This window comes from Streptomyces sp. NPDC005483, assembly GCF_040606035.1.
Classification (GTDB): domain Bacteria; phylum Actinomycetota; class Actinomycetes; order Streptomycetales; family Streptomycetaceae; genus Streptomyces.
The window spans coordinates 53200-78627 of the sequence record NZ_JBEXEA010000021.1; the positions used below are offsets into that span (position 1 = coordinate 53200).

General features: G+C 72.4%; 21 protein-coding genes and 1 pseudogene. 14 read left to right on the plus strand and 8 right to left on the minus strand.

The genetic code is table 11. From position 1 onward, the window contains the following. Positions 1-175: 175 nt before the first annotated feature. On the minus strand, positions 176-553 hold the full coding sequence (locus tag ABZT06_RS33815; protein ID WP_355749918.1) for a MerR family transcriptional regulator: 378 nt from the start codon (positions 551-553) through the stop codon (positions 176-178). Between the two features lie 99 nt (positions 554-652). Between ABZT06_RS33815 and ABZT06_RS33820 the strand changes: the two genes are divergently transcribed. The 3 genes from ABZT06_RS33820 to ABZT06_RS33830 all read left to right on the plus strand — a co-directional run bounded on the left by ABZT06_RS33820 (position 653) and on the right by ABZT06_RS33830 (position 3827). Further along, positions 653-1726: an alkene reductase gene (locus ABZT06_RS33820; protein ID WP_355749708.1), complete on the plus strand. Its 1074-nt coding sequence runs from the start codon at positions 653-655 to the stop codon at positions 1724-1726. Positions 1727-1800: 74 nt separating this feature from the next. Beyond that, complete coding sequence (locus tag ABZT06_RS33825; protein ID WP_355749711.1) at positions 1801-3060, plus strand: glycosyltransferase family 4 protein; 1260 nt, start codon at positions 1801-1803, stop codon at positions 3058-3060. Next, positions 3057-3827 (plus strand): hypothetical protein, encoded by a 771-nt coding sequence (locus ABZT06_RS33830; RefSeq protein WP_355749714.1) that lies wholly within the window; start codon positions 3057-3059, stop codon positions 3825-3827. Before ABZT06_RS33825 ends, ABZT06_RS33830 begins: the two co-directional genes overlap by 4 nt. 5 nt (positions 3828-3832) lie before the next feature. On the opposite strand, the gene ABZT06_RS33835 is transcribed toward ABZT06_RS33830, so the two are convergent. Continuing rightward, on the minus strand, positions 3833-4987 hold the full coding sequence (locus tag ABZT06_RS33835) for a cytochrome P450 (protein WP_355749717.1): 1155 nt from the start codon (positions 4985-4987) through the stop codon (positions 3833-3835). A 121-nt stretch (positions 4988-5108) separates the two neighbouring features. Here ABZT06_RS33835 and ABZT06_RS33840 point away from each other — a divergent pair, with 121 nt between their 5' ends. The 5 genes and pseudogenes from ABZT06_RS33840 to ABZT06_RS33860 form a co-directional block, all read left to right on the plus strand. Beyond that, positions 5109-6503, plus strand: a complete 1395-nt coding sequence (locus ABZT06_RS33840) for a hypothetical protein (RefSeq protein ID WP_355749720.1) — start codon at positions 5109-5111, stop codon at positions 6501-6503. 61 nt (positions 6504-6564) lie between these two features. Further along, positions 6565-7785 carry an AAA family ATPase gene (locus ABZT06_RS33845; RefSeq protein WP_355749723.1) on the plus strand — a complete coding sequence of 407 codons (1221 nt, stop codon included), beginning with the start codon at positions 6565-6567 and terminating at the stop codon, positions 7783-7785. Beyond that, entirely contained in the window at positions 7782-9041 is a 1260-nt protein-coding gene (locus tag ABZT06_RS33850) for a VWA-like domain-containing protein (RefSeq protein WP_355749726.1), read from the plus strand. Before ABZT06_RS33845 ends, ABZT06_RS33850 begins: the two co-directional genes overlap by 4 nt. A 137-nt stretch (positions 9042-9178) precedes the next feature. Beyond that, a complete protein-coding gene (locus ABZT06_RS33855; RefSeq protein WP_355749729.1) occupies positions 9179-10078 on the plus strand; it encodes an amidohydrolase in 900 nt (299 codons plus the stop codon). 48 nt (positions 10079-10126) lie between these two features. Then, positions 10127-10672: pseudogene (locus tag ABZT06_RS33860) on the plus strand (iron chelate uptake ABC transporter family permease subunit); the annotation flags it as partial. A 10-nt stretch (positions 10673-10682) separates the two neighbouring features. On the opposite strand, the gene ABZT06_RS33865 reads toward ABZT06_RS33860, so the two are convergent. Next, complete coding sequence (locus ABZT06_RS33865) at positions 10683-11459, minus strand: AraC family transcriptional regulator (RefSeq protein ID WP_355749731.1); 777 nt, start codon at positions 11457-11459, stop codon at positions 10683-10685. 70 nt (positions 11460-11529) lie between these two features. Here ABZT06_RS33865 and ABZT06_RS33870 point away from each other — a divergent pair, with 70 nt between their 5' ends. The 4 genes from ABZT06_RS33870 (at position 11530) to ABZT06_RS33885 (ending at position 15327) form a co-directional block, all read left to right on the plus strand. Then, positions 11530-12351, plus strand: coding sequence for a phytanoyl-CoA dioxygenase family protein (locus tag ABZT06_RS33870; protein ID WP_355749734.1), 822 nt, complete (start codon positions 11530-11532; stop codon positions 12349-12351). Between the two features lie 2 nt (positions 12352-12353). Further along, the gene (locus ABZT06_RS33875) at positions 12354-12635 is read left to right on the plus strand and encodes a hypothetical protein (RefSeq protein WP_329272673.1); all 282 of its coding nucleotides are present in this window, start codon (positions 12354-12356) and stop codon (positions 12633-12635) included. Positions 12636-12726: 91 nt separating this feature from the next. Further along, on the plus strand, positions 12727-14484 hold the full coding sequence (locus tag ABZT06_RS33880) for a SpoIIE family protein phosphatase (RefSeq protein WP_355749737.1): 1758 nt from the start codon (positions 12727-12729) through the stop codon (positions 14482-14484). Between the two features lie 468 nt (positions 14485-14952). Next, positions 14953-15327 carry a hypothetical protein gene (locus ABZT06_RS33885; protein ID WP_355749740.1) on the plus strand — a complete coding sequence of 125 codons (375 nt, stop codon included), beginning with the start codon at positions 14953-14955 and terminating at the stop codon, positions 15325-15327. 7 nt (positions 15328-15334) lie between these two features. Here ABZT06_RS33885 and ABZT06_RS33890 read toward each other — a convergent pair whose 3' ends face one another. From ABZT06_RS33890 to ABZT06_RS33900, 3 genes are read right to left on the minus strand one after another with little or no spacing between them, the layout of a single operon-like run. After that, positions 15335-15877, minus strand: a complete 543-nt coding sequence (locus ABZT06_RS33890) for a hypothetical protein (RefSeq protein ID WP_355749743.1) — start codon at positions 15875-15877, stop codon at positions 15335-15337. Then, entirely contained in the window at positions 15874-17334 is a 1461-nt protein-coding gene (locus ABZT06_RS33895; protein WP_355749746.1) for a HAMP domain-containing sensor histidine kinase, read from the minus strand. Before ABZT06_RS33895 ends, ABZT06_RS33890 begins: the two co-directional genes overlap by 4 nt. Next, positions 17331-18026, minus strand: coding sequence for a response regulator transcription factor (locus ABZT06_RS33900; protein WP_355749749.1), 696 nt, complete (start codon positions 18024-18026; stop codon positions 17331-17333). Before ABZT06_RS33900 ends, ABZT06_RS33895 begins: the two co-directional genes overlap by 4 nt. Positions 18027-18184: 158 nt before the next feature. Here ABZT06_RS33900 and ABZT06_RS33905 point away from each other — a divergent pair, with 158 nt between their 5' ends. Together ABZT06_RS33905 and ABZT06_RS33910 are read left to right on the plus strand one after the other, a co-directional pair. Continuing rightward, positions 18185-18964 (plus strand): DUF3152 domain-containing protein, encoded by a 780-nt coding sequence (locus ABZT06_RS33905; protein ID WP_355749752.1) that lies wholly within the window; start codon positions 18185-18187, stop codon positions 18962-18964. Positions 18965-18994: 30 nt separating this feature from the next. Next, positions 18995-22384 (plus strand): S8 family serine peptidase, encoded by a 3390-nt coding sequence (locus ABZT06_RS33910; RefSeq protein WP_355749755.1) that lies wholly within the window; start codon positions 18995-18997, stop codon positions 22382-22384. Between the two features lie 71 nt (positions 22385-22455). On the opposite strand, the gene ABZT06_RS33915 is transcribed toward ABZT06_RS33910, so the two are convergent. Then, the gene (locus ABZT06_RS33915) at positions 22456-23727 is read right to left on the minus strand and encodes an MFS transporter (protein ID WP_355749758.1); all 1272 of its coding nucleotides are present in this window, start codon (positions 23725-23727) and stop codon (positions 22456-22458) included. 195 nt (positions 23728-23922) lie between these two features. Next, on the minus strand, positions 23923-25329 hold the full coding sequence (locus tag ABZT06_RS33920; protein ID WP_355749761.1) for a tannase/feruloyl esterase family alpha/beta hydrolase: 1407 nt from the start codon (positions 25327-25329) through the stop codon (positions 23923-23925). Positions 25330-25428: the final 99 nt, after the last annotated feature.

The following is a 25428-nucleotide window of genomic DNA, read 5'->3' on the forward strand; positions in this document are numbered from 1 at the left end:
CACCTCGGTCCGGCCGGTCGCGATGATCTCAGCGGGTCACGCCGGGCCGCAGGATCTCGCCGTGGACCCGTTCGTGGCCATCGGCCCGCCGAGGCGGCCAGCACGTGCCCCGGACGAACTCGGCCGCACGGGAGCGAAGGGCAGGGGCACCTCGGGCCGGGCGGTCGCGGTGGTCTCAGCGGGTCGCGCCGTGCAGCAGGGTCTCGCGGTGGGCCCGGTTCGTGGCCATCAGGCCGTCGAGGGCGTCCCGGGTGCGGATCAGGTCCTCGATGTGCGCGGAGAGCTTGTCGCGTTCCTCGGCCATCCGCACCAGCGCGGCGTCGGAGGTCTCCTCGCTGGGTGACTCGACGCACGGCAGGAGTTCGGTGATCGTGCGGCTGGACAGCCCGGCCGCGTACATCCGCTGGAGGAAGATCACACGCTCGACCGCGTACTCGGTGTAGTGCCGCTGCCCGCTGGCGCTGCGCGCGCTGGTGAGCAGGCCCTGCTCCTCGTAGTAGCGCAGGGCCCGGACGCTGACCCCGGCCCGTGCCGACAACTCCCCGATGCGCACGAGTTCCTCTCTGACGGACTTGACCCTCACGTCGACGTCAGGTTTTAGCGTAACGGCGTGCCCGGACACGGGTACGACGAATCACGAAGGAGACGTCACGTGACGACGCTTTTCACCGGTTTCCGGCTCGGCGGACTGCGGCTGCCCAACCGGGTGGTCATGGCCCCGATGACCCGGGTGCGGGCCGCCGAGGGCGGTCTGGCGACACCGTCGATGGCGCGCTACTACGCCCAGCGGGCCACGGCCGGCCTGATCGTCACCGAGGGGGTGCAGCCGAGCCTGGTCGGGCAGTCCAATCCGGGCACGCCGGGCCTGTACACCGACGAGCAGGTGGCCTCCTGGCGCCCGGTGACCGAGGCCGTGCACACCAACGGGGGCCGGATCTTCGCCCAGATCATGCACGGCGGCCGGGTCTCGCACCCGGACACCAACGGTCTGCGCCCCGTCGGACCCTCGGCCGTCCCGGCCACCGGTGAGGTGTTCACGCCCACGGGCCCGCAGCACGCGCCGGTCCCCCGGGAACTGGCCACCGACGAGGTACCCGAGCACGCCGAGTCCTACGCCAACGCCGCGCGCCGTGCCGTCGACGCCGGGTTCGACGGGGTGGAACTGCACGGCGCCAACGGCTACTTGATCTCCCAGTTCCTCTCCTCCAACGCCAACCTGCGCACGGACCGCTACGGCGGCTCGGTGGCCGGCCGGATCCGGTTCGCCGTGGAGGCGGCCGCCGCGACCGTGGACGCCGTGGGCGCGGACCGGACGGGGATACGACTCTCCCCGGGCGGCACCTTCTGGGGAGTCGAGGAGTCGGACGTCCCCGAGCTGTACACCGCGCTCCTGACCGAGCTGTCGCGGCTCGGACTGGCCTACGTCCATCTGGAGGCCACCGCTCCGGAGGAGACCCTCGTCGCGCTGCGCCGGGCCTGGCCGGGTGCCCTCGTCATGAACCCGGTGCTGCCGCTGGGCGCCAAGCAGACCGGCCGCTCGGAGGCCGACCACTGGCTCGGCCTCGGCGCCGACCTCATCAGCTTCGGCCGCGCCTTCATCGCCAACCCGGACCTGGTCGAGCGTCTGCGCACCGACCTGCCGATCGCCCCCGCCGACGAGGCCACCTACTTCCAGGGCGGTGACAGCGGCTATCTGACTTATCCCGCATACCAGTACACGGCATGACGTCCGGACGGCGGGGACGCCACGAAAGGGTAACGGGGGTCAACCGGAGGCAATGCCGGGTGGTCTAGCCCGGCATGAAGATCTCTTTCCTGCTCCACAACGCCTACGCGATCGGAGGCACCATCACCACCACGTTCAATCTGGCCCAGGCCCTGGCCGAACGGCACGAGGTGGAGATCGTCTCCGTGCTGCGGCACCGGGAGCTGCCCAACTTCGTGCTGGATCCACGGGTTTCGCTGCGGCCGCTGGTCGATCTCAGACAGGAGAAGGAGCACCCCCTGCATCTGAGACCGGCGCGGGTGTTCCCGCGCTCGGAGTACCGGTACGGGCAGTACAGCGAGTTGACCGACCAGCGCATATCCGAGGCCCTCGCCACCATCGACGCGGACGCGGTGATCGGGACCCGGCCGGGGCTCAACGTACATCTCGCGGGCCAGGCACCGCCCCATGTCGCCCGGGTCGGGCAGGAGCACCTGACTCTGGACAACCACTCGCCCCGGCTGCGCACCGCACTGCGCCGCGCCTATCGCGGGCTCGACGTGCTCACGACGGTCACGGAGGCGGACGCGGCCACCTACCGGCGCCGGATGCGGCTGCCCGGCGTACGGGTCGAGGCACTGCCCAACAGCGTGCCGGACCCGGTGCTGCCGGCCGCGGACGGCTCCGCCAAGGTGGTCGTCGCGGCCGGCCGGCTGGTCCCGGTGAAGCGGTACGACCTTCTCGTCGAGGCCTTCGCCGCGGTCGCCGCCGAGCATCCGGACTGGCAGCTGCGCATCTACGGCAAGGGCGAGGAACACGACCGGCTGCGGCGGCTCATCAACGACCTCGGCTTGTGGAACAACGTCTTCCTGATGGGTGCCGCGGCCCCGATGGAGGCGGAGTGGGTCAAGGGCTCGATCGGGGTGGCCGCCTCCGACTTCGAGCCCTTCGGCATGACCATCGTCGAGGCGATGCGGTGCGGGCTGCCCGTGGTGAGCACCGACTGCCCCCACGGGCCCGCCGAGATCATCGCCGACGGGGTCGACGGCCGGCTGGTGCCGGTCGGGGACCGGGACGCGATGGCCGCCGCCCTGCTGGAGCTGGTCGGGAACGAGGAGCTGCGGCGCCGTATGAGCCGGGCGGCCCTCGAGAACGCGCGGCGGTTCGCTCCGGGTCCCGTGGTCGAGCAGGCCGAGCGGCTCATCGCGGAGGCGGTCGCGGCGCGGAGGGCCGGCCGGCCGGTCGTGCGGGAACGCCAGGGCGGGACTCTGACCGCCCATGGTTCCGCCGCCAGGGACACCGCGCGGATCGCGGCCAGTGGCGCACTGCGCCTCGTACGGAAGGGGCGGTCATGACCACGCCACGCGCGGGATGCGCGATCGACTCGCAGGGCCGGATCACCTTCGAGCTGCCGGCGGCCCACGGGCAGCGGTTGCTGCTGCGGCTGCGTCCGAAGAAGGGGGAGCCCGAGAAGACCCTGCACGTCCTCGACCTGGACCCCGTCGGCGAGGGGCGCGCCCAGGCCGTACTGGGCACGGATCCCGCGCTCGCGGAGGGCCGGTGGGACGTGTATCTGCTGGACGGGTCCGAGCGCACGCGCCTGCGTCCGGGTCCACGTGACCTGCGGGCCCTGGTCGGCGGGCACCTGCGGGAGCGGCCGGGGCCGCTGGCCGTGCGGGTTCCCTATGTCACCAAGGACGGCTACCTCGCGCTGCGGACCTGGCTGCGGCCCGCGCACGCGGAGGCCGGCCGCGTGGACGTCGCGGGCGGGACGCTGAGGTTCGCGGCCCGGCTGCACGGTGCCTCCCTGCTGGGCGGCGCCGAGGTGCGGCTGCGGCGGCGGGGTGAAGGGACCGTACGTTCGCTGGAGCCGCTGGCCGCGGAGGACGGCCGGAGCTTCTCGTTCACGGTCGACGACGAGACCCTGGACCCCGGCATCTGGGACATGTTCGTACAGCCCGCTCCCGAAGCCCCGATGATCCGGCTCGCCCGTGTCCTGGACGACGTGGCGGACCGCAAGCATGTCTTCGTCTACCCGGGCGCCACGGCAGGGAAGGTCGTCGTGCGGCCGTACTACACGGTCGACAACGACCTGTCCCTTGAGGTGACACGGGCCGGCTGAGGCCCTCACCCCCACAGCACGTGCAGCGTGGGTGGCTTGCGGAAGACCAGGCCGTGCGGGGCGGTGGGGTGGTCGGGGTCGAGGCGGAGGGCCGGGAGACGGTCGAGCAGGTGGCGTAGGGCGATGCGGGTCTCCAGGCGGGCCAGGTGGGCGGCGAGGCAGTAGTGGGGGCCGTGTGCGAAGGCCAGTTGGAGGCGGGCGTTCGCGCGGCGGACGTCGAAGCGGTCGGGGTCGGGGAAGACGGCGGGGTCCCGGTTGGCACCCGCCAGGGAGACGGTGACGAGGTCGCCCCGGCGGATCGCGGCCGGGCCGAGGGTGACGTCGCGGGTGGCGTAGCGGTCCACGACGGCCGCCCCCGGTTCCAGGCGCAGCGACTCCTCGACCGCTCCGTCCAGCAGTGCGAAGTCGGCCTTGACGAGCGCGAGTTGGTCGGGGTGCCGGAGGAGATGCAGCAGCGCGTTGGTGATCATCGCCTCGGTGGTCTCTATGCCGCCGAACATCAGCACCGCGGCGTTGGAGGCAACCTCCGGCAGCGCCAGCCGGCCGGCTGCGGAGGTCAGGAGCGAGTCGGCCCCTTCCGCGACCGTCGCCTCGACCGCCTTCCGGAGCTGTGCGTACGCCGCCGGGCCCGCCGGTCCCGCCGCACGGCCCTCCGTCAGGTCCGAGACCGACCGCACGATGACGTCGTACCAGGAGAGCACCGTGTCCGTGCCGACGCCCACCAGCCCGAGTGCCTCGGTGACGACGGCGACGGCGAGCGGGCCGGCGAAGGTGCGGCGCAGTTCGGCGGCGCCCGCCGGTTCGAGTGCGGTGACGAGTCGGTCGGTCTCCCGCTCGATGAACTCGGCGAAACCGTCGCGCACTTCACGCGGGCGGAAGGGGGCGGTGAACGGCTCGCGGTGGCGGGTGTGTTCGTCGCCGTCCAGGGAGAGCATGCTCGGGCCGACGATCCGGGCGGTCGAGAAGCGGGGGTCGTCGACGGTGAAGGTCTCGGCGTCCCGCATCACGTCGAGCGCGAGATCGCGACGGGTCACCAGCCAGCCGTTCAGTCCGGGCAGCCAGGACACGGGTTCGTGCGCGCGGAGTTCGGCCAGGCGCGGGTGCGGATCACTGGCGAGTTGGGCCGGCGTGGTGGTGGCGCCGAGCGGGAATCCGATCACGCCCCAGGCTAACCCGGCGGAAAACACGTGGCAGATGCGAGAGCGGCGGCTTACGCTGCTCCACGATGACGACTCACACTCCTGAACGATGGGGGGTCCCGTCCGCGCAAGGTGAGTGTTGATGCTCACTTCGACCGCGAACGAGGACATCCGTACGTCCTTCTGGCCGCGCGTGCGCGAGTTCGCCGTGCCGGCCTCCATGATCGAGACCGCGACCGCCCGTCGCCTCGCCGGGGACTGGGCGGGGGCGGGTGCCGCCGCGCACTTCGACGTCGATCTCGACCTCCGTGCCCTGGCGCGCGACCACGGCCGGGAGCTGGCGTCCCGGGTCCGGGCCGATCTCCGCGCCCTCGCTCCCGACCTGCTGCGCTGGCACCTGCCGAGGATCGCCCCGGACGGGCTGCTGCGGCCCGGGCTCACCCTGACACTGGCGCGGTACGAGGCCGTCGAGGGCCCTGTGCATCTCGTGGCCCGGACCGCGCCCGCCTGGGCGGATGCCGGGCAGCGGATCAGCCTCGCGCTGTGGTCCCGGTCCACTGCCGACGCCGTACGGCATCCGCACCCGCGTCCGAACCGGCGGTTCCGCCTGGACCTGCACCGGCATCTGTGGGATGCGGGCCGGGTCGGGGAGTTGCGGGAACGGTCGGGGGCCGGTGAGGACCGGGGCGCTGGGGCCGACGAGCCCCCTGATCCGTGGTCAGTCCGCCAACCACTCCCTGCTGAACCGGAGTTGGTGGTACCGCCCGACTGTGCCGTCGACCGCTGGGCGGCCGAGGCGCGGATACTGCTCGCGGCCGAAGGGCGGTCCGGCTGGCTCTTTTCGGTGCGGTTCGGGGGACGGCGCCGGCTGGTGCTGGAGCTCACCGGGGACGACGGCCTGATACGTCCCGTGCCCGCGCCCTCGGCCGACACCGTCTCCGTGCTTCCCGTCCTGCCCGACGCGGCGACCTGGGTGCTGCCCGACCTCCGGCTGCTGCGTGCCGGGGCGATCGAGGCGGAGCGGCTGCACCCTCTGGTCGCCGCCGCGCTGGCACCGGACCACGAGGCCGGCGGACCACCCCGCACCCCCGACCGGGCCGGACAACCGCGCCTCGTGGAGTGCCGGGGAGCCCGCCACCGGATCGGCCTGGTCGACGGGGTGCTGGTTCCGCTGGACCACGACCCGGACGAGATCCGGCGGGAGGAACTGCTGGTCGCGCTGACCGGCATCCCGCTCCCCTGCCTCCAGGCGATCGACGAGGCCCACCGCCGTCCGCACTGCCTGGAGGGCGTCCGCGAACGTCTCGTGCACGGCGACACCGCCGGGGCGCTGGCCGTCGTGGAAGGACTGCTCGGGCCCGAGGCGCTGCTGCGCACCGGCCCCCTCCGCGACGAACTGGAGGCGGCCGCGCTACGGCGCATCACCTACGGCCTGTTCAGGGCGGGTCTGGCGGAACCCGGGCCCGCTCGGTTCCGGCCGCGTCCGACCGGTCGCGACTCCCGTGAGCGGCGTACCCGTCCGCGTCACGCGAGCTGAATCGTCCACCGGGGAAGCCCATCCCCCTCCTCACCCGCTCCCAGCCCACAGGTGATCACACATGCCCATGACCGCCCCTGCCCCCGCCTCCCAACTCGACATCGCCGCCGACCTGTTGACCCTCCTGCGCGACTCCACCACCGAACCGCGCCCCGACCCCCAGCTGGAGGCCCTCACCCTCGCGGTGGCCGCCGATCTGCCCGTGCTGCTGTGGGGTGAGCCGGGCATCGGCAAGACGGCGGCCCTCACCCAGCTCGCCGCGGCCCTGGACCTGCCGCTGACCACGGTGATCGCCAGCGTGCACGAGCCGTCCGACTTCTCGGGGCTGCCCGTGGTCGGGGACGATCCCGCGACCCAGGGCGTGCCGATGGCCCCGCCGGACTGGGCGGTACGGCTGGTGCGGGCCGGGCGAGGGCTGCTGTTCCTGGACGAATTGTCCACCGCGCCGCCCGCCGTCCAGGCCGCGCTGCTCAGGCTCGTCCTGGAGCGGCGGATCGGCACGCTCCAGCTGCCGCCCGGGGTGCGGATCGTGGCGGCCGCCAACCCCCGGTCCTCGGCGGCCGACGGCTGGGAACTGAGCCCACCGCTGGCCAACCGGTTCGTCCATCTCCAGTGGACCCACGACCACGAGGTCGTCGTCCGCGGACTCGGCGGGACCTGGCCGCGGGCCACCCTGCCGCGGCTCGACCCGGGCAAGCTGCCAGAGGCTGTGGACTTCGCCCGCCGCGCGGTGTGCGGGCTGCTCGCCGCGCGGCCCACGCTCGTGCACCGGCTGCCCACCAACGACGCCCGGCGGGGCGGCCCTTGGCCGTCGCCGCGGAGCTGGGACATGACGCTGTCCCTGATCGCCTTCGCGACCGCCGCCGGCTCCGCGCGGGACGTGCTCTCCCAGCTGGTCCGGGGCACGGTGGGCGACGGTCCGGGGCTCGAACTGCTGGCGAGCCTGGACCGGCTGGACCTCCCGGACCCGGAGGACGTGCTCGCCGATCCCGCGGGGGCCGTCCTGCCCGAGCGGGGCGACCTGCGGCAGGCCGTGCTCGACGGTGTGGTGGCGGCCGTACGCGCACGTCCCGACCGGGCCCGCTGGGACTCGGCATGGGCGGTGCTGGCCCGGGCGCTGGAGACCGGCGCCCCGGACCTGGTGGTGGTGCCCGCGACCACGCTCGCCTCGCTGCGGCAGCAGGACTGGGAGGTGCCGGCGACGATCGAGCGGCTCGCCGGGACGGTGGCGCTGTCCCGGCGGGCGGACCGGGCGGCTGTCGCCTCCAAGGCCCGCCGATGAGCAGGGACACCCTCGAGGAGAGGGGAGATCTGGACCGCGACAAACTCTTCGCCGCCCGCCTGTACGCCGCCCGGGCCCGTCCCTACCTGGCCACCGCGCTGTTCGCCCTGCACACCCTCGAGTCGAAGCGGGTGCCGACGATGGCCGTCGACCGGCACTGGCGGTGCTATGTCTCCCCGGCGTTCGTGGACCGGGTGCCGGTGGAGGAGCTGGCGGGCGTCTGGGTGCACGAGGTGTCGCATCTGCTGCGCGACCATCACGGGCGCGGTGACCGGGTCGCCCGTCAGCACGGGCTGACCGGTGTCGGAGACCGCCTGCGGATGAACATCGCCGCGGACTGCGAGATCAACGACGACGTGTACGGCGACGGGCTGATTCAGCCCCAAGGGGCCGTTCGGCCCGGGCGGTTGAAACTGCCCGAGGGGCAGCTGATGGAGGAGTACCTGAAAGAGATCAGCCTCGGGCCGCTCACGCTCGACCTGGCCTGGCTGGACTGCGGCAGCGGTGCCGACGGCCTGGAGCGCGAGTGGGACCTGGGCCCCGACGGGGCGGACGGGCTCAGCGAGCAGGAGCGGGACGCGGTCCGCTTCCGGGTGGCGCAGGGCATCAAGGCGCACCCCGGGGCAACTCCGCAGGGCTGGCAGCGGTGGGCCGAGGAGGCGTTCCATCCGCCGCAGCCGTGGCGGGACCTGCTGGGCGCGGCGCTGCGTTCGGCGATCTCCGGTTCCGGCGCGGGCGACGACTACAGCTACGGCCGCCCGTCGCGCCGCTCGGCGGGGGTGCCCGGCGTTGTGCTGCCGAGTCTGCGGCGACGGCCGCCGCGGGTCTGCGTGATCATCGACACCTCCGGCTCGGTCAGCGACGGCGAACTGGGCAGCGCCCTGCTGGAGGTCACCGCGATCTCCCGTGCCGTGGGCGGCCGGCGTGACCTGGTCGGCGTGCTCTCCTGCGACGCCGCGGCGGGGGTCGTGCGTCCGCTGTGCCGGGCCGAGGGCATCCCGCTGGTCGGCGGCGGGGGCACCGACCTGCGCACGGGCTTCGAGAGGGCGCTGCGCTCCCGCCCCCGTCCGGACGTCGTCGTGGCCCTGACCGACGGGCAGACGCCGTGGCCGAGCGCGCGGCCCTCCTGCCGTACGGTCGTGGGTCTGTTCCCCCGGCCGGGGAGGAGCCGGGCACGGCACGAGAACAACCCCGAGTACGTGCCGGACGCACCGCCCGCCTGGGCGCGTGTAGTGGAGATCGGCTCGGCGTCCTGAGGCCGGTGAGCGAAGGAGCTCCGAGCAGGCGGTCGACCTCGCGGCGCCCGTGGGGTGGACGTGGAGGTGGTGGACCACGAGAACATGGGGGTCGGCGGAGTCCGGAGCACAGCGCGGGCCTGGGTGGGAGGAGCGGCATGACCAATGTCGACGTGCACCAGCATCTGTGGAGCCCGTCGCTGGTGACGGCCTTGAGGGCGCGCCGCGAACCGCCGTATCTGGACGGCTGGACGCTGCATCTGGACGGTGAGCCGCCCTACGACCTCCCGCCCGCCGACCACGACGTGGCCCTGCGCGCGGAACTCGCCGCCAACGACGGCCTCGAGCTCGCGCTTGTCTCCCTGTCGGCGCCGATCGGTGTGGAGTGGCTGCCCGCGGCGGAGGCACGGCCGCTGTTGGACGCCTATCACGAGGGCGCGGCCGCGCTGCCCGAGCCGTTCGGGGCGTGGGCCGCCGCCGGTGTGCGGGACATCGATGCCAAGGCGACGGCCGCATACCTGGACCAGGGGTTCGTCGGCCTGCAGTTGCCGGCCGACGCCCTGGTGGACGCGGCCGGTTACGCCCGGTGCGCTCCACTGCTCGATCTGCTGGAGGAGCGCGATCTGCCGCTGTTCGTGCACCCGGGGCCCGCGGCCGGTGGCTCCGGGGGGCCCGGCTGGTGGCCCGCGATGGTCCCGTACGTCCAGCAGATGCACGCCGCCTGGTTCGCCTTCCGCGCCTACGGCCGTCCCCGCCACCCACGGCTGCGGGTCTGCTTCGCGCTGCTGGCCGGGCTCGCACCGCTGCACGGCGAGCGGTTCGCCGCGCGCGGGGGCGACGGGACACCGCCGGACCCGTCGGTGTTCGTCGAGACCTCCTCGTACGGGCCGCGCGCCGTCGAGTCCGTCGTGCGGGCCCTGGGCGTGGGGGCCGTGGTCCAGGGCTCGGACCGGCCGTACGCCGAGCCGCCCCAGCATCCCGGCCACGGCCTCGGCGGAGCGGCGGCGTACGCCTTCCGTATCGCCAACCCCCGAAGACTGCTCACCGGGAAGGAGTGACCGAGGGCCGTACGCCCCAGGACCAGGGGAAAGTCAATTATCGGCAACGGTCTGGGCCTCGGCGTGCTCTTCCTCGCCCTCTGCAAGGGCCGGGCGGCGAACAGGTTCGGGCTGCTCACCGGCCAGACAGTCGCCGTGGACACCCCGCAGACGACCTGGCTGCTCACCACCTCCGCCGTGGTCCTGATCGCCCTCGCGGTCATGTGGCGCCCGCTCGCCTTCGCCAGCGCCGACCCCGACGTCGCCGAGGCCCGCGGGGTCCCGGTGCGCGGGCTCTCCTTCGCCTTCATGATCGTGCTCGGCCTGGCCGTCGCCCTGTCCGTGCAGGTCGTGGGCGTCCTGCTGGTGCTCTCCCTGCTGATCACCCCGGCCGCGGCCGCCGCCCGGGTCACCGCGTCACCGGTCCTGCTGCCGCTGCTCAGCGTGGTCTTCGCGATGGCGTCGATCGAGGGAGGCATCCTGCTCGCCCTGGGCAGCAGCATCCCGATCAGCCCGTACGTCACGACGATCTCGTTCGTCCTCTACGCCGGCTGCGCCGTGGTCGGCAGGTACCTTACCCGGCACCGGGACGCCCGGCGTGCGGTGCCCACCTGAGCCCGCGCTGCTATCGGTTCCGCTCCCGCACGGCGCGCGGTGCGGCCCCCAGCTCCTTGCGGCAGGTCTTGTTGAAGGCCTGGAGGTCGGGGATGCCGACGGTCGCCGCGATCGCGGGGATGGCCAGGGTCGAGGCGATGAGCAGGTGCCGGGCGCGTTCCATGCGGCGGCGCCGGATGTAGGCGACGACGGTAAGTCCGGTGTCCTCGCGGAACAGCCGGGTCAGATGGGTGTGCGAGACCCCGGCGGCACGGGCGATGCCGGGGACGGTCAGAGGGCCGGCCAGGTGCTCCTCGATGTGCGCGACCGCCGTCCGCAGCGCGGGGTGCCGGGCCCGGTCCTCGCCGGCGCCGGTCAGGCCGGTGGTGCGCCACAGCACCGTCCACAGTTCGGCGGCGGCCCGGGCCGGGGACTGCGCGCTCGCCGCGACCGTCTGCCGCAGCAGCCCGGTCAGCACCGCCGCGTCCGCACCGGCGTCCTGCATCACCGGCACCCGGCGCCGCTCGCCGTCGCCCGGCAGCCGGAAGTGTGCGTACAGGTGCTCGCAGCGCGTGGCGTCGTAGTGGAAGTGCACCTCGGTGCCGGGCGGGACGAGGCTCACATGTCCGGGGCGGATCGGGTGCCGGGAGCCGCCCAGTTCCAGGGCGCCCGAGTAGTCGTAGAGATGGAGCTGCCACAGGTGCGGGAGCCGGAACACGTCGTGCGGGCCCGCGGTGCCGTGCACGCCGACGCCCGCATTCTCCACCTGGGGCGGCAGGTCGAGGGCCAGGTCGACGTGGAGTGTCATGGTGGAAAATTACCAGCGGTCGCCGATTACAGCCCACGACAGCGGGGGCGGTTGTTCCTACGGTTGCCGTATGTCAACCACACGACAGCTGCTGAACTCCGCCCAGGTGGCGCGGTTCGTGGCCCACGGCTTCCTGCGCCTGGACGGCATCGTGCCCCGGGAGATGAACGAGGAGGCGCTCGGGGTCTTCGCCGCCGGGCTGCCCTCCGTGCCGTACGGCACTCCCGTGCCGAAGGCGTTCCCCGAGGGTTCCTTCGCCCGCCGGCTCGTCGGACTGCCCGCCGTCGCGGGGGCGTTGGAGAGCCTGGTGGGTCCGGATCCGACGGTCGACCACCACTTCGTGCACATCCGTGAGCCGCGTGAGGGCAGCGCGCAGCCGCTGCACGCCGACGCCGTCATCGATCTGCGAGCCGACGCGTTCGACGTCCAGCTCATGTACTACCCGCAGGAGGTCACCGCGTCGATGGGCGGCACGCTCATCGTGCCCGGCAGCCATCTGCGCCGCACCAACGAGACCGACACCGGCCGCTACCAGAACCTGCGCGGCCAGACCCGGCTGACCTGCCCGGCGGGCACGGTCGTCCTGCTGCACCACGGGATCTGGCACGGCGGGCGGCGCAACGACAGCGACACCGTCCGCCACATGTACAAGATCCGCTTCAACCCGACCGTGCCGCAGGTGCGGCTGTGGGACACCGCGGATCTGGACGCCCCCGCCGTCCGGGAGGAGCTGGGGCGCGGTTTCCCCTGGTACGAGCAGGCCACCGGCCGACTGGAGATCCTCAACCGGATCAGGCTGTGGCGTGCCCTGTCCGGCGATCCCGCGTTCGACATCGAGTACTGGGCCACCCGCATCGCCAACCGGCCCGCCGCACAGAGGAGCCAGGCGTGACCATGTCCACCACCGTGCGCCAGCAGGTTCTCGTCCTGTATCTGGACACCTCCGCGCTCGACTCCCGGGTCGTCGGCTGGGCCCGCTACGACGGCACCGGCACCACCCGCCCCACGACCGGGGACAGCGACGAGCCCCCGTACGAGACGGGCGTCGCCGCACTGGAGGACGGCTGGCGGCTCTTCCAGGCTGCGCAACTCGTGCCGCCGTATCCGGGGACGGAGCACGAGACGTCGTTCCTCAAGCACGAGTTCTTCTTCGAGAAGCTGGTGAGCGGCGGATGAGACGCAGCTCATAACCTCGACGCCTCGAGACGTGTTCCAATAGGTCGCAAGTATGATAAATCGGACTCCGCTCTTCGAGGAATCACACCACATGACCCACCCCCGTCCGTCCGCCGGATCCGCCCCCGTCCTCTCCACGGGGACGCTCCGGGAACTGTCGGAGGCGGCCCGGGCGGCGGGGACCGGGCAGGTGCTGGACGAGCTGTGGACAGCCCGCCGGTTCCTGGACGGGACACCGGCGGCCGTTGCGGTCCTGGACGCCGACCTGCGCTATCTGTACCTCAACGACACCTTGGCGGGGGTCAACGGGCTGCCCGTCCAGGAGCACCTCGGCCGTCCCATGCCGGAGGTGATCCCCGGCTCCGAGCCCTCAGCGGAGGTGGCCCGCGAGGTGCTCCGCAGCGGACGGCCGCAGACGGTCGTGTTCGACGGCCGGCCGCCCGACGACAGGGCGGACGTGCCGCGCTGGTGGCTCGGCGCCTTCCACCGGCTGGAGGGCGAGGACGGCGAGATCCTCGGTGTCGCCGCGGTCGTCATGGAGGTCACCGAGGACATCCGGCAGCGCGAGTCGCTCAGGCGGGCCCAGGAGCGTCTGGAGCTGCTGGAGGAGACCGCCGCCCGGGTGGGCGGCACGCTCGACGCGGCCGAGGCCTGCCGGGCACTGACCGATGTGCTGGTGCCGCGGTTCGCCGACTACGCCGCCGTGGACGTGGTCGACCCCGAGGGCACGCGTCGCGCCCCGGCCGCCCCCGTCCCGGTGCGGCTGCGGCGCATGGCCGTGGCCGCCGCTCCGGGCATGCCCGAACCACTCACCCCCACGACGAGAAGCGGCGAGGTGATCTTCCACCAGGCCAGTTCGTCGATGTCCCAGGTGCTGACCGGGCACAAGACCATGGTGCTCAACCGCCCCGACGACGACACCCTGCGTCTGCTCGCCCCCACACCGCAGCGGCTGGAGCGCTACCGCGCCCTGGAGTTGCACTCCTCCGTCTACCTGCCCCTCATGGTCGGCGGGGAGCCCGTCGGGGCGGTCATGGTCGGCCGCAGGGCGGACTCGCCCGAGTTCACTCCGGACGAGGTCGAGCTGCTGGAACTGCTGACCGCGCGGGCCGCGACGGGCATCGGCCACGCCCTGCGCTACACCCACGAGCACGAGACCGCGCTGGAGATGCAGCGCGCCTTCCTGGCCACCCCGCACATACCGGGGCCGGGCGTGGAGATCGCCAGCCGTTATCTGCCCGCCGGGCGGGGCGCCGAGGTGGGCGGCGACTGGTTCGACGCCGTGGCACTGCCCTCCGGACGCACCCTGCTCGTGGTCGGGGACGTCATGGGGCACGGGGTGCGGGCCGCCGCGGCCATGAGTGAGTACCGCTCGCTGCTCCGCGCGCTGGCCCTGCAGGGGCTCGCCCCCGACCGGCTGCTCAGCGAGGCGGACCGCACCGCCCACGCGCTCGACCTGGACCGCGTCGCCACGTGTGTGCTGGCCCTGCTGGATCCCGCCGCCGAAGAGGTGGTCCTCGCCACGGCCGGTCACGTCCCGCCCCTGCTGGTCCGGCCCGACGCCGTCCCCGAGCTCGCGGTCCTGCCGGTCGGGCCTCCGCTGGGCACGGGTTCCGGCGGATACGGGAGCCGGCGCTGCCCGATGCCGCCGGGCGCTCTGCTGCTGGCCTACACCGACGGGCTGGTGGAGCGACGAGGCCAGGACATCGACGCGGGCCTGGCCGCCCTCGCCGACCTCCCCGTCACCGCCAAACACGCCCTCCCGGACGTCCTGAACACCGTCCTCGACCGGCTGGCCCCGGCGAACTCGGAGGACGACGTGACACTGCTGGTGGCCCGCAGCCTGTAGCGCGCCGCAGTCCCCGGTGACCTTCGTACTGCGGGCCAGGTGAGAGGCGAAGACGGCGGCGAGTCCGAGAACGGCGGCGACGGCGAGTCGTTGCTGGTGACGCCTGAGGGCTCCTGTGGGGCGGCTGTCCGGTGCCGGGGACTGGACCAAGCTTCGCCGAAGAGCGCGGGAGGTCGCCTCGGCCGTTCGGCCGGACATCGTCCGAAGCGACCGGCACGCGGATCGGACTTTCGGCCGAGCAGCCGCGCATCCCTGCCGGAGCCCGGGAGTCCGGTCCCGGCGTCATCTTCCGTCTCCTGAAGGGCAGTTGTGGCCCAGCAGGTGGTCTCTTCGGTATGGCGTTCAGTCAACGCGGGGCAGTCCCGACGACCCCGTGTACCGCCCTCGCCACGCGCATACGGTCCCGGTATCCGGCGGACGGACCCGGCCACGGGTCCGCCGCGATCCACAGGCACAGAGGGAGGCACCGTGGCGAGTGTGGAAGTGTCGCTGAAGGAGATGCTGGCCGGGACGGAAGGGGCGATGGCGGCCGCCGTGGTCGACTACACGAGCGGAATGGCGCTGGGCACCCTGGGCGGTGGCAAGGACCTGGACATGACGGTCGCGGCGGCCGGCAACACCGACGTCATCCGGGCCAAGGTCCGCACCATGGAGCAGCTGGGGCTCAAGAGCGACATCGAGGACATCCTGATCACGCTCGAGAACCAGTACCACCTCATCCGCCTGGTGACCGGCCGCAGCGGCAACGGGCTGTTCCTCTACCTGGTCCTCGACAAGGCCCGCTCGAACCTGGCGATGGCCCGGCTTCAACTCAAGCGTGTGGAAGAGGAGTTGGAGATCTAGATCCGCTTCACAGATCGGGGCAGCCCTCGTCCGACCCCCTGACCCGCCGTCCGGCGGCGTCCATCACCTCGGCGGTGACCGAGCCGACCGACGGGCGCGTGAGGCGGTACGCGGCGGCGGCCGTACAGATCATCTGCCGCACACCCGTGTCGGACAACGTGTCCATGCCCGGCGCGAGCCGGATCGTCATCGTGCTCCCCTGCACCGTCACCGTGGGGCCGTCCGACGGGGGCGTGCCGGGCCCGTCGGCGGCGGCCGTCGGTGCGGGCACGGAGGTCGGCAGGTCCGGCACCTCGGTGGACAGGTCGCCCAGACGGCCCTCCCCGGCCAGCGGACCGGCCATCAGCAGCTGTAGCGCCGCCTCGGGGTCACCGGGCAGCTCGGTCGTGCGGGACGTCGCGACGAGTGCGCCGTTCTCGACGAAGTAGACCGGCGTCAACGGAAGGGTTCCGCTGGCAGGTCCGCCGGCCTGCACCACTTCGGTCGCGGGGATCCCGCAGGAGGTGAGCGCGAGGAGGGTCAGCAGCGGGACGCGGCGCAGGGCCTTCATGACGGATTCTCCTCGGGAGACTCGTCCCGCCGCAGCGGAAGTTCCACGGTGAAGACGGCGCCGCCCGCCGGGTGGTCGGCCGCGCGGACGGTGCCGCCGTGGATGCGGACGTTCTCGGCGGTGATGGCCAGGCCGAGGCCGCTGCCCTCGGAGCGGATCCGGGCGCTGTCCGACTTGTAGAACCGCTCGAAGACATGGGGCAGGACGTCGTACGGGATGCCCGGACCGCTGTCCTGAACCTCGATCACGGCCACCGCGTCGCCGGCGCTCAGGCGCACCCGCACCGGACGGGCGCCGTGCTTGAGCGCGTTGCCGACCAGGTTCGCGACGACCACGTCGAGGCGGCGCGGGTCCACGCGTGCGCGTACCGCGTCCGGTGGCGGCAGATCGGTCGCCACCGTGTCCGTCCAGCCGCGGGAGGCGAGGGTACGTCGGATCGACTCGGCGAGGTCGATCTCGTCCAGGTGCAGCACCGCCGCGCCCGCGTCGAAACGGGAGATCTCCATCAGGTCGTCGACGAGACGGGCGAGTTTGACGGTCTCCTCGCTGATGAGACGGACCGCGGTGGCCGTGTCCGGGTCCAGTCGGGCGGCGTCCTCGTCGAGAACGTCGGTGACCGCGGACATCGCGGCGAGCGGGGTGCGCAGTTCGTGCGAGACGTCGGCGGCGAAACGACGGGCCCGGGACTCCATCTCACGCAACTCGGCGACCGACGCCTCCAGCGCGGCGGCCGTCTCGTTGAACGTGTGGGACAGGTCCGCGAGTTCGTCCGAGCCGTTGACCGCGAGCCGGGTGTCCAGGCGCCCTTCGGCGATACGGCGGGTGGCGAGCCGCAGCTTCCGCACCGGCACCAGCACCCCGCGGGCGGCGAGGAGCGCGAGCACGACAGCGAGCGCGAGGGCCGCCACCATGGCCCGTTCGACAGCGGTGACCAGGGCGTCGACGTACGCCTGTTCCGTGGTCTGCGGAACGACGAGGAACACCTGGACGCCGGTGGCCGTGGGGAAGGTGCCGCGGCCGCCGAAGAGGATCGACATGCCGACGACGAGGGAGGTGCGTCCGTCGCCCCGCACCCGCTGGAAGACGGTGGCCCGGCTGGATCCGACGGCCTCACGCAGGGCGGGCGTCACCTCGGTGAAGGGGTCACCCGGCACGGAGGAGCCGCTGAGCTCCCCGTACGTCACCAGCACCCGCCAGCTGCCCTGCGACTCGGTGGCCGCCGTGTCGTGCGCGAACTCCCGCAGCGCCGGTTCGTCGGGGGGCACCGCGAGTTCGGCGGCGTGCTGGTTGAGCTGGGCCCGCAGTTGTCTGATGGTGGCGTCCTGGCTCTGCTGGAGCACTCCGGTGCGCGCCTCCCGGAAGGTCAGGGCCCCGGTCGTGATGGCCGCGACGGCGGCGACGAGCCCGAAGGCCACCACCAGGCGGGCGCGCAGGCCCCGCAGCCGGCGCCTCCTCACGGCGCCGCGAAGCGGTAGCCGAAACCGCGCACGGTGTGGATGTAGCGGGGTGCGCGGGGCGGCTCGGACATCTTGGTGCGCAGTCGTTTGACGCAGGCGTCCACCAGGCGCGCGTCGCCGTGGTAGTCGTGCTCCCAGACCGCTTCCAGGAGTTGCTGACGGCTGAACACCTGGCCCGGCGAGGCGGAGAGGGTGAGCAGGAGCCGTAGTTCGGAGGGGGCGAGGGCGATCGGCCCGCCGTTCAGCGTGACGGTCAGGCCGGCCCGGTCGACGGCCAGGTCGCCGTAGGTGTCGATCTTCGGCAGGCCCTCGGCGCCGGGCGCTCCCCCGGCCGCCCGGCGCAGGACGGCGCGTATGCGCGCGTCGAGCACCCGGGCCAGTACGGGTTTGACGACGTAGTCGTCGGCGCCCGCCTCCAGACCGACAACGATGTCCACTTCGTCACCCCGTGCCGTCGCCATGATGATCGGCAGGGTCTGGTCGACGGCCCGTATCGCCCGGCACACCTCCAGGCCGGGCATGCCGGGCAGCATCAGATCGAGGACGACGATGTCCGGCCGGAAGGCCCGCAGCCGGTCCATCCCCTCCTCGCCGGTCGCGGTGGCGGCGACGTCGTGGTTCTGGCGGCGCAGGGCCAGCGCGACCCCCTCCCGTACGGCGGGGTCGTCCTCGATCAGCAGTACACGTGGCATGCGCACAGTATCCACATGACCATGACCACAAGGAGGGTTATCGGTTCGTTACCTTCCGGGCCAGGTCCGATCACATGGCGATCACATCGTGAACGACCGTGACAGCGCACAGACGAAACCCCGCCGGTCGGAGTCGCCGGAAGCGGTCCGAGCGGAGCGTGAAGAGCCAACTGCTGGGCGGCCTCGCCGCGTTGGCGGCCTTTGCGGCCGTCGGTGGCGCGGTGGTGGCGTGGCTGCCGTCCGACGCGAGAGGAACGTCCGCGCCCCCCTCGGCAGTTGGGAGTCCGACGCCTCCAGGGACCATCGGGTCACCGGAGCCGGAGCCGAGTCCTGAGGAGTCCAGCGCGCCTCCCAGCCCCTCCACAACCCCCCTTCCCGAGAGCGGTCCGGGCACCTTCGTCATCGCGCCCGGCGGGAGCGAACGGGTCGGCAAGGGCACGCCCCTGCGCTATCGGGTCGAGGTGGAGAAGGGCATCACGATCTCCCCCGAGGACGTCGCCGCGCAGGTGGAGCGGACTCTGGCCGACCCGCGCGGCTGGACGGCCGACGGCCACTCGGCGTTCCAGCGCGTGTCCGAGGGCCCCACCGACTTCGTGGTCCGCCTCGCCACCCCGGCGACCGTCGACAGGAAGTGCGCCGAGGGCGGCCTCGACACCGGCGGCAAGGTCAACTGCAGCGTGAACCGCAACGTGATGGTCAACCTCAGACGCTGGGTCCTGGCCACCGAGTTCTACCGCGAGGACGTCGTCGGGTACCGCTCGCTGATCATCAACCACGAGGTGGGCCACTTCCTCGGCCACGGCCATGTCACCTGCCCCGGCAAGGGGCAGCCGGCTCCCGCGATGATGCAGCAGATCAAGGGCCTGCTCGGCTGCGTCCCCAATGTCTGGCCGTACGACAGCGACGGCCGTCTCCTCACGGGCCCCGCCGTCCCGTGACGTCTTGATCCCCAACTGTCAGGAGTTCAGATGGAGTTACGCGTACGCCACAGACATGCGGCCATGGCCGCGGGGGTGGCTTCCGCGACCCTGGTCCTCGCCGGGCTCCCGTCCGGCGCGGGAGCCGTCGACGACGTCTTGGCCCAGAGCGTCCGTACGGCCTCCGCGGTGAAGACGGTCACGCTCGTCACCGGCGACCGGGTCATGGTGGACGCCACCGGCCAGGTCTCGGGAGTGGAGCGGGCGCAGGGCCGGAAGAACATGCCGTTCTCGATCCGGGTGGTCGCCGGGCACACCCGGGTCGTCCCCGGTGACGCCGAACTGCTGCTGGCACGCGACAAGTTGGACCCGCGGCTGTTCGACGTCACCCAGCTGGTCAAGGACGGCTACGACGACGCACGCCGCTCCGACCTCCCGCTGATCGTCACCTTCCGCGGCAGGAAGGCTCCCTCCACGAGCCCGTTCACCGAAGCCGGGGCGCGGATGGGACGTCAGTTGCCTGTCGTCAACGGCCGGGCGATGCGCTCCGCGAAGAAGCGCGGCGCCGGGTTCTGGAAGGCCGTCACCCACAAGTCCCCCGAGGGAGCAGCGGAGTTCGCCGCCGACGCCGGCGTGGAGAAGCTGTGGCTCGACGGTAAGCGCCGGGCCTCCCTCGACAAGAGCGTCCCGCAGATCGGCGCACCGGCCGCCTGGGCCGCGGGATTCGACGGCACCGGCACCAAGGTCGCCGTCCTGGACACCGGAATCGACACCAGCCATCCCGACCTGGCGGGCAAGGTGGTCGCCGAGCAGGACTTCAGCGGCACCGGCGCCACCGCCGACAGGTTCGGCCACGGCACCCATGTCGCGTCCACCGTGGCGGGCAGCGGGGCGAAGTCGGACGGGAAGTACAAGGGCGTCGCGCCGGGCGCGAAGCTCCTCAACGCCAAGGTCCTCGACGACCAGGGCGGCGGCAGCGACTCCGGCATCATCGCCGGCATGGAGTGGGCGGTGGCCCAGGGCGCGGACGTCGTCAACCTCAGCCTCGGCGGCCCCGACTCCCCCGACGTCGACCCGATGGAGGAGGCCGTCAACCGGCTCTCCGCCGAGTCCGGGACCCTCTTCGTCATCGCGGCCGGCAACGACGGCGAGTCCGGCGAGCAGACCGTCGGCTCGCCCGGCAGCGCCGCGTCCGCGCTCACCGTCGGAGCGGTCGACGAGTCCGACGCGCTCGCCGCCTTCTCCAGCCGAGGTCCGCGGGTCGGCGACGGCGGGGTCAAGCCCGACCTGACCGCGCCAGGTGTCGCCATCACGGCCGCGTCCGCCGCCGGCAGCGTCCTGTCGCAGTGGTACCCCTCCGACATCCCCGGGTACCTCACGATCGAGGGCACCTCCATGGCCACCCCGCATGTCGCGGGCGCGGCCGCGCTCCTCGCCCAGCAGCACCCCGACTGGAGCGGCGAGCGCCTCAAGGCGGTCCTGACCGGTTCCGCGAAGCCGGGCGCGTACAGCTCCTACCAGCAGGGCACCGGACGGGTCGATGTGGTCCGGGCACTGGACGAGAGCGTCGTCACCGAGCAGGGGCCGGTCGACTTCGGCGTGCAGCAGTGGCCGCACGACGACGACAAGACGGAGACCAAGCGGCTCACCTACCGCAACCTCGGCACCGAGCCGGTCACCCTCGACCTGTCCGTGGATGCCTACGCGGTGGACGGAAAGCCCGCCGCCGAGGGCATGTTCACCGTCTCCCCGCAGCGCGTCACCGTCCCGGCGGGCGGCGAGGCGAGCGCCGAGGTCACCTCGGACACCCGCGTCGGCACCGTGGACGGCAGCTTCGGCGGCTCGGTGACGGCCACCTCCGCCGACGGCACGGTGCGGGTGCGGTCCGCCGTCGGTGTGGTCCGCGAGGTGGAGTCGTACGACCTGACGCTCCGGCACATCGACGAGGAGGGCGCGGCGACGGGCGACGCCGTGACCTCCGTCGCGGGCCTCACCGGCAGCTTCTACGCCGACTACGCCGACGAGCGGGACGGCGAGCTGACGGTGCGGCTGCCCAAGGCCGACTACCTCCTGACCGGGGTGATCCACCCGTCGCTGTCCTCCCCCCGGCACGCCGTGCTGGTCCAGCCCAAGCTGCGGCTGGACAAGGACACGACGATCAGCGTCGACGCCCGGCAGGCCAAGCCGGTCGACATCACCGTGCCGGACCCGGCAGCCGTGAACAACGACGCCGCGGTCGCGATCGGCTACGGGCGGGGCGAGGGCCTGGAGGACGCCTCCCTGCAGTTCCTGCTGCCCACCTTCGAGGGCTCCCGGTTCGGGCGGCTCGGCTCCGACGAGCCCGTGCCGGGGCTCAACTCCCTGTACTCAGGCGGCTGGAGCAGCAAGGACAAGCAGGGCAGGCGGGTCGACTACCACCTGGGCTGGTACCGGGAGGGCACCCTGGACGGCTTCACCGCGACCGTCCGACGCAAGCAGCTGGCCAAGGTGAACCTCCAGGTCGGTGCGGCGGTCGAGGGCCGGCGCGTCCAGGCCGAGGTGACCGCGCACCTGCCCGACGGCCGACTGGCGAGCGGCTTCACCGACATGCGCGGCGACCTGCCGTACCGGAGCACCGAGTACATCCTCGACAACGGCGTGAAATGGTCGGTGCGCACCTGGCAGCGCTGGGGTGAGGGCCAGGACGCACCCTTCGAGGGCTTCCTGATGCGGATGCCGCGGACGTGGAAGGCCGGCCACACCTACGACGAGCGGTTCGGCGTGGGCGTCTTCGGGCCGGTCCTGAGCGGTCCCGGCGACCCCGGACCGGCCACGGGCTACCCCGGTGCCGGCCGCGACGGGAACACCCTCCGGGCCTTCCTGCCGCTGTTCGGCGACGGCGCCGGGCACTGGGGCCTCGCCGAGGCCACGACGGTCACGGCGAAGCTGGAGGCCGACGGCAAGGAGATCGCCGACGACTACGGCATCGCGCCGACCCTCGAACCCACGGAGTACACGCTGCCCGCCGAGGACACCGCGTACAAGTTGACCGTGGACAGCTCCCGTGACCCGGCCGTGTACCCGGTCAGCACCCGCGTCCGGGCGGAGTGGACCTTCCGCTCGGCGAAGACGCCCGAGGGCGCGTTCGCCGCACTGCCGCTGTCGGCGGTCCGCTTCAGCCCCGACCTGACCCTGGCCAGCACGGCCAAGGCGGGCAGGCACTTCGAGGTGCCCTTCACCGTCGAGGGCGCGGCGGCAGGGCAGCGACCGGCGAAGCTCGCCTTCCAGGTGTCGTACGACGACGGCAGGACCTGGCAGTCCGCCAAGTCCGTCGGCGGCACGCACCTGTCCCTGAAGCATCCGGCGACGGCGGGCTCCGTCTCCCTGCGCGCGGAGCTGACCGACCGGGCGGGCAACACCCTGACCCAGACGATCGAAAGGGCCTATCTGACCACTCCGTGACCCCCTGTGTCCGCAGCTCTGCCCGGGACGGCCTCGCCGCTGTCCCGGGCAGAGTCACGACTGAAGCGCGCCTACCCGCCGTCGGCCGCCGCGGTGCTCGGGGTCAGGCCGCCCGGGGCGCCTGGGCTGCCGAAGCGGACGCCCTTGGCCTCCTTGCCGACGGCGCTCAGAACGATCACCACGGCCAGGGCGGGCACCACCGTCCACGCCATCGCCGCCGGATAGCCGTGCCGTTCGGCCAGGGCTTCCTGGATCGGGAGGTTGAGGGCCGCGATCAGGTTGCCGAGCTGGTAGGTGACACCCGGGTAGAAGCCCCGGATCGCGTCCGGGCTCATCTCGGTCAGGTGCGCGGGGATGACACCCCAGGCGCCCTGGACGCACATCTGCATGAGGAAGGAGGAGAGCATCAGCCAGCCCACGGCCGTGGACAGGACGAAGAACGGCACCACGACCAGTCCCCCGGCCGCCGCGATCATGATCGTGCGCCGGCGTCCCAGCCGCTCGGAGAAGGCGCCGAGCAGCGCGCCTCCGATCATGGCGCCGATGTTGTAGACGACGGCGATGGCGATGGCGGTGTCCGGGGACAGACCCAGGCCCTTCTTGACGAAGGTCGGATAGATGTCCTGGGTGCCGTGCGACATCCAGTTGAAGGCGGTCATCAGCGCCACGAGATACACGAAGCGCTTCAGCACCGCCGGGTTCCTGAACACCTGGTACGCCGGGGTGCGGTTGAGCTTGACGCTCCTCTCCCACACCTCGCTCTCCTCCACCCGGGTCCGCACCCACAGGGCGACCAGGGCGGGCACCAGGCTGAAGGCGAACAACCCGCGCCAGCCGAAGGCGGGTTCGATGACGAAGAACGCCACGGCGGCGAGCAGGTAGCCCAGCGAGTAGCCGCTCTGCAGCAGTCCCGACCAGAATCCGCGCCGCTCGGCGGGGATCTTCTCCATGGCGAGGGCCGCGCCCAGGCCCCACTCGCCGCCCATGCCGATGCCGTACAGCAGGCGAAGCACCAGCAGGACGGCGTAGTTGGGCGCGAAGGCGCAGGCGAATCCGACGATCGAGTAGAAGACCACGTCGACCATGAGCGGAAGCCGGCGGCCCCGGCGGTCGGCCCACATGCCGAAGACGAAGGCACCGACCGGCCGCATCACGAGGGTGGCCGTGGTGAGGAAGGCCATGTCGGTGAGGGAGACATGGAAGTCGTCGGCTATCTCGCTGTAGACGAGGACCACCAGGAAGTAGTCGAACGCGTCCATCGCCCAGCCCAGATAGGCGGCGACGAACGCGTTGCGCTGGTCCTTGGTGAGTCCCGTCGCCTGCTCTCGAACGGTCGTCAGCATGCCGGTCCTTCCCACGGTTCCGCAGGCGAGGCTAGGTCCGGGTGACGCGACAGACAACGCATGCACTGGCAAAGCAAGAACCACAATTGCCCCAAGCCGAGGACCGGGCGGGCTCGACTCACCCTTCACTCCCGCAACACGGCACCGCATCGCACCGTGGCACGGAGGCGCAGTTCGCCTGGCGCGTACGGGCTGTCAGCAGTCGTTCGCCGCCGTCGCGGCGTCCGTCCCGGTGGGCTGTGCCACGGTCCGGGAGGCGGGTGGCCGCCGGTCCGTGTCGAGCCAGCGTTCGAGCGCCCTGAACGCCGTGCGGTAGCAGGGTGCGAGAGGGCGCAGCCGGCCAGGGAACAAGTCGACCAGGGCGTCGGTGTGGGTGCCGCCCTCGATGCGGTAGTAGCGGTACAGGCCGCTTCGTCCGCTGTCGCGCACCATACGGGCGTAGACGTCGGAGTCCTGACTGATCGGCAGCAGGACGTCCAGGGTGCCGTGCAGAGTGATCAGCGGCTTGCCGATCCGTCCGGTCAGGGCGATCCTCGCCACGGCCTGCCTGACCTCCTGCGGACGCGCGGTGTAGTCGTAGTCGGCGTCACAGGCCGGGGTGCCCGTCGCGCAGTACGGCGTCCCGGCCTCCGTCGCCCCGTCGAAACCGGGGTCGATTTCCTCACGGTAGATGCGCTGGGTCAGGTCCCAGTAGACCTGGTGGTGATACGCCCACAGGAACTCCGACCCGGCCGGGAACCCCGCCTCGTGCAGGGCCTCCTGCGCTTCTCGGGCGCCCGCGCCCCCGGCGGCGTACACCGGGTAGTGGCGCAGCGCCTCGGGCAGGAAGTCCAGCAGGGTGGGTCCGTCGGAACGCCACAGGGTGCCCTCCCAGTCGACGCCGCCGTCGTAGAGCTCCGGATGGTTCTCCAGTTGCCATCGGACCAGGTATCCGCCGTTGGACATGCCCGTCACCAGGGTGCGCGACGGGGGACGGTGGTAGCGCCGGGCGACCGTGACCCGGGCGGCCCGGGTCAGCTGGGTGAGCCGGTCGTTCCACTCGGCGACGGCGTCACCCGGCGTCTTCCCGTCCCGGTAGAAGGCGAGGCCGGTGTTGCCCTTGTCGGTGGCGGCGTAGGCGTAGCCGCGGGAGAGCACCTGGTCGGCGATGGCCCGGTCGTTGGCGTACTGCTCACGGTTGCCGGGGGTGCCGGCGACCACCAGGCCGCCGTTCCACCGGTCGGGCAGGCGGATGACGAACTGGGAGTCGTGTCTCCAGCCGTGGTCGGTGTTGGTGGTGGAGGTGTCGGGGAAGTAGCCGTCGATCTGGATGCCGGGTACTCCGCTGGGGACGTTCAGGTCCTTCGCTGTCAGTCCGGCCCAGTCGGCCGGGTCGGTGTGTCCCGAGGCGACCGTGCCCGCGGTGGTCAACTCGGCCAGACACGCCGTCTCTTGACGCTCGGCACCCGGTACGCGCAGCTGCGCCCGGTGGGCACAGTGACCACCGGGGTGTTCGGCTGCGGCGGTGGCGGGCAGGGGAGCGAGCACGACAGTTGCCACGGCGAGGGCCGCGGGAAGGCGGTGTCGCCGGGAGCCTGTGGGAGTGGCGAGGGAGAGACGCATCAGTAGGCCTGCCTCCGAGGACGCGTACTAAGGATGCGCGGGAGACTAGGGCGCCTCAGCCGCCTGCAGACATGGGGCGGCAATCCACCATCAGACCGC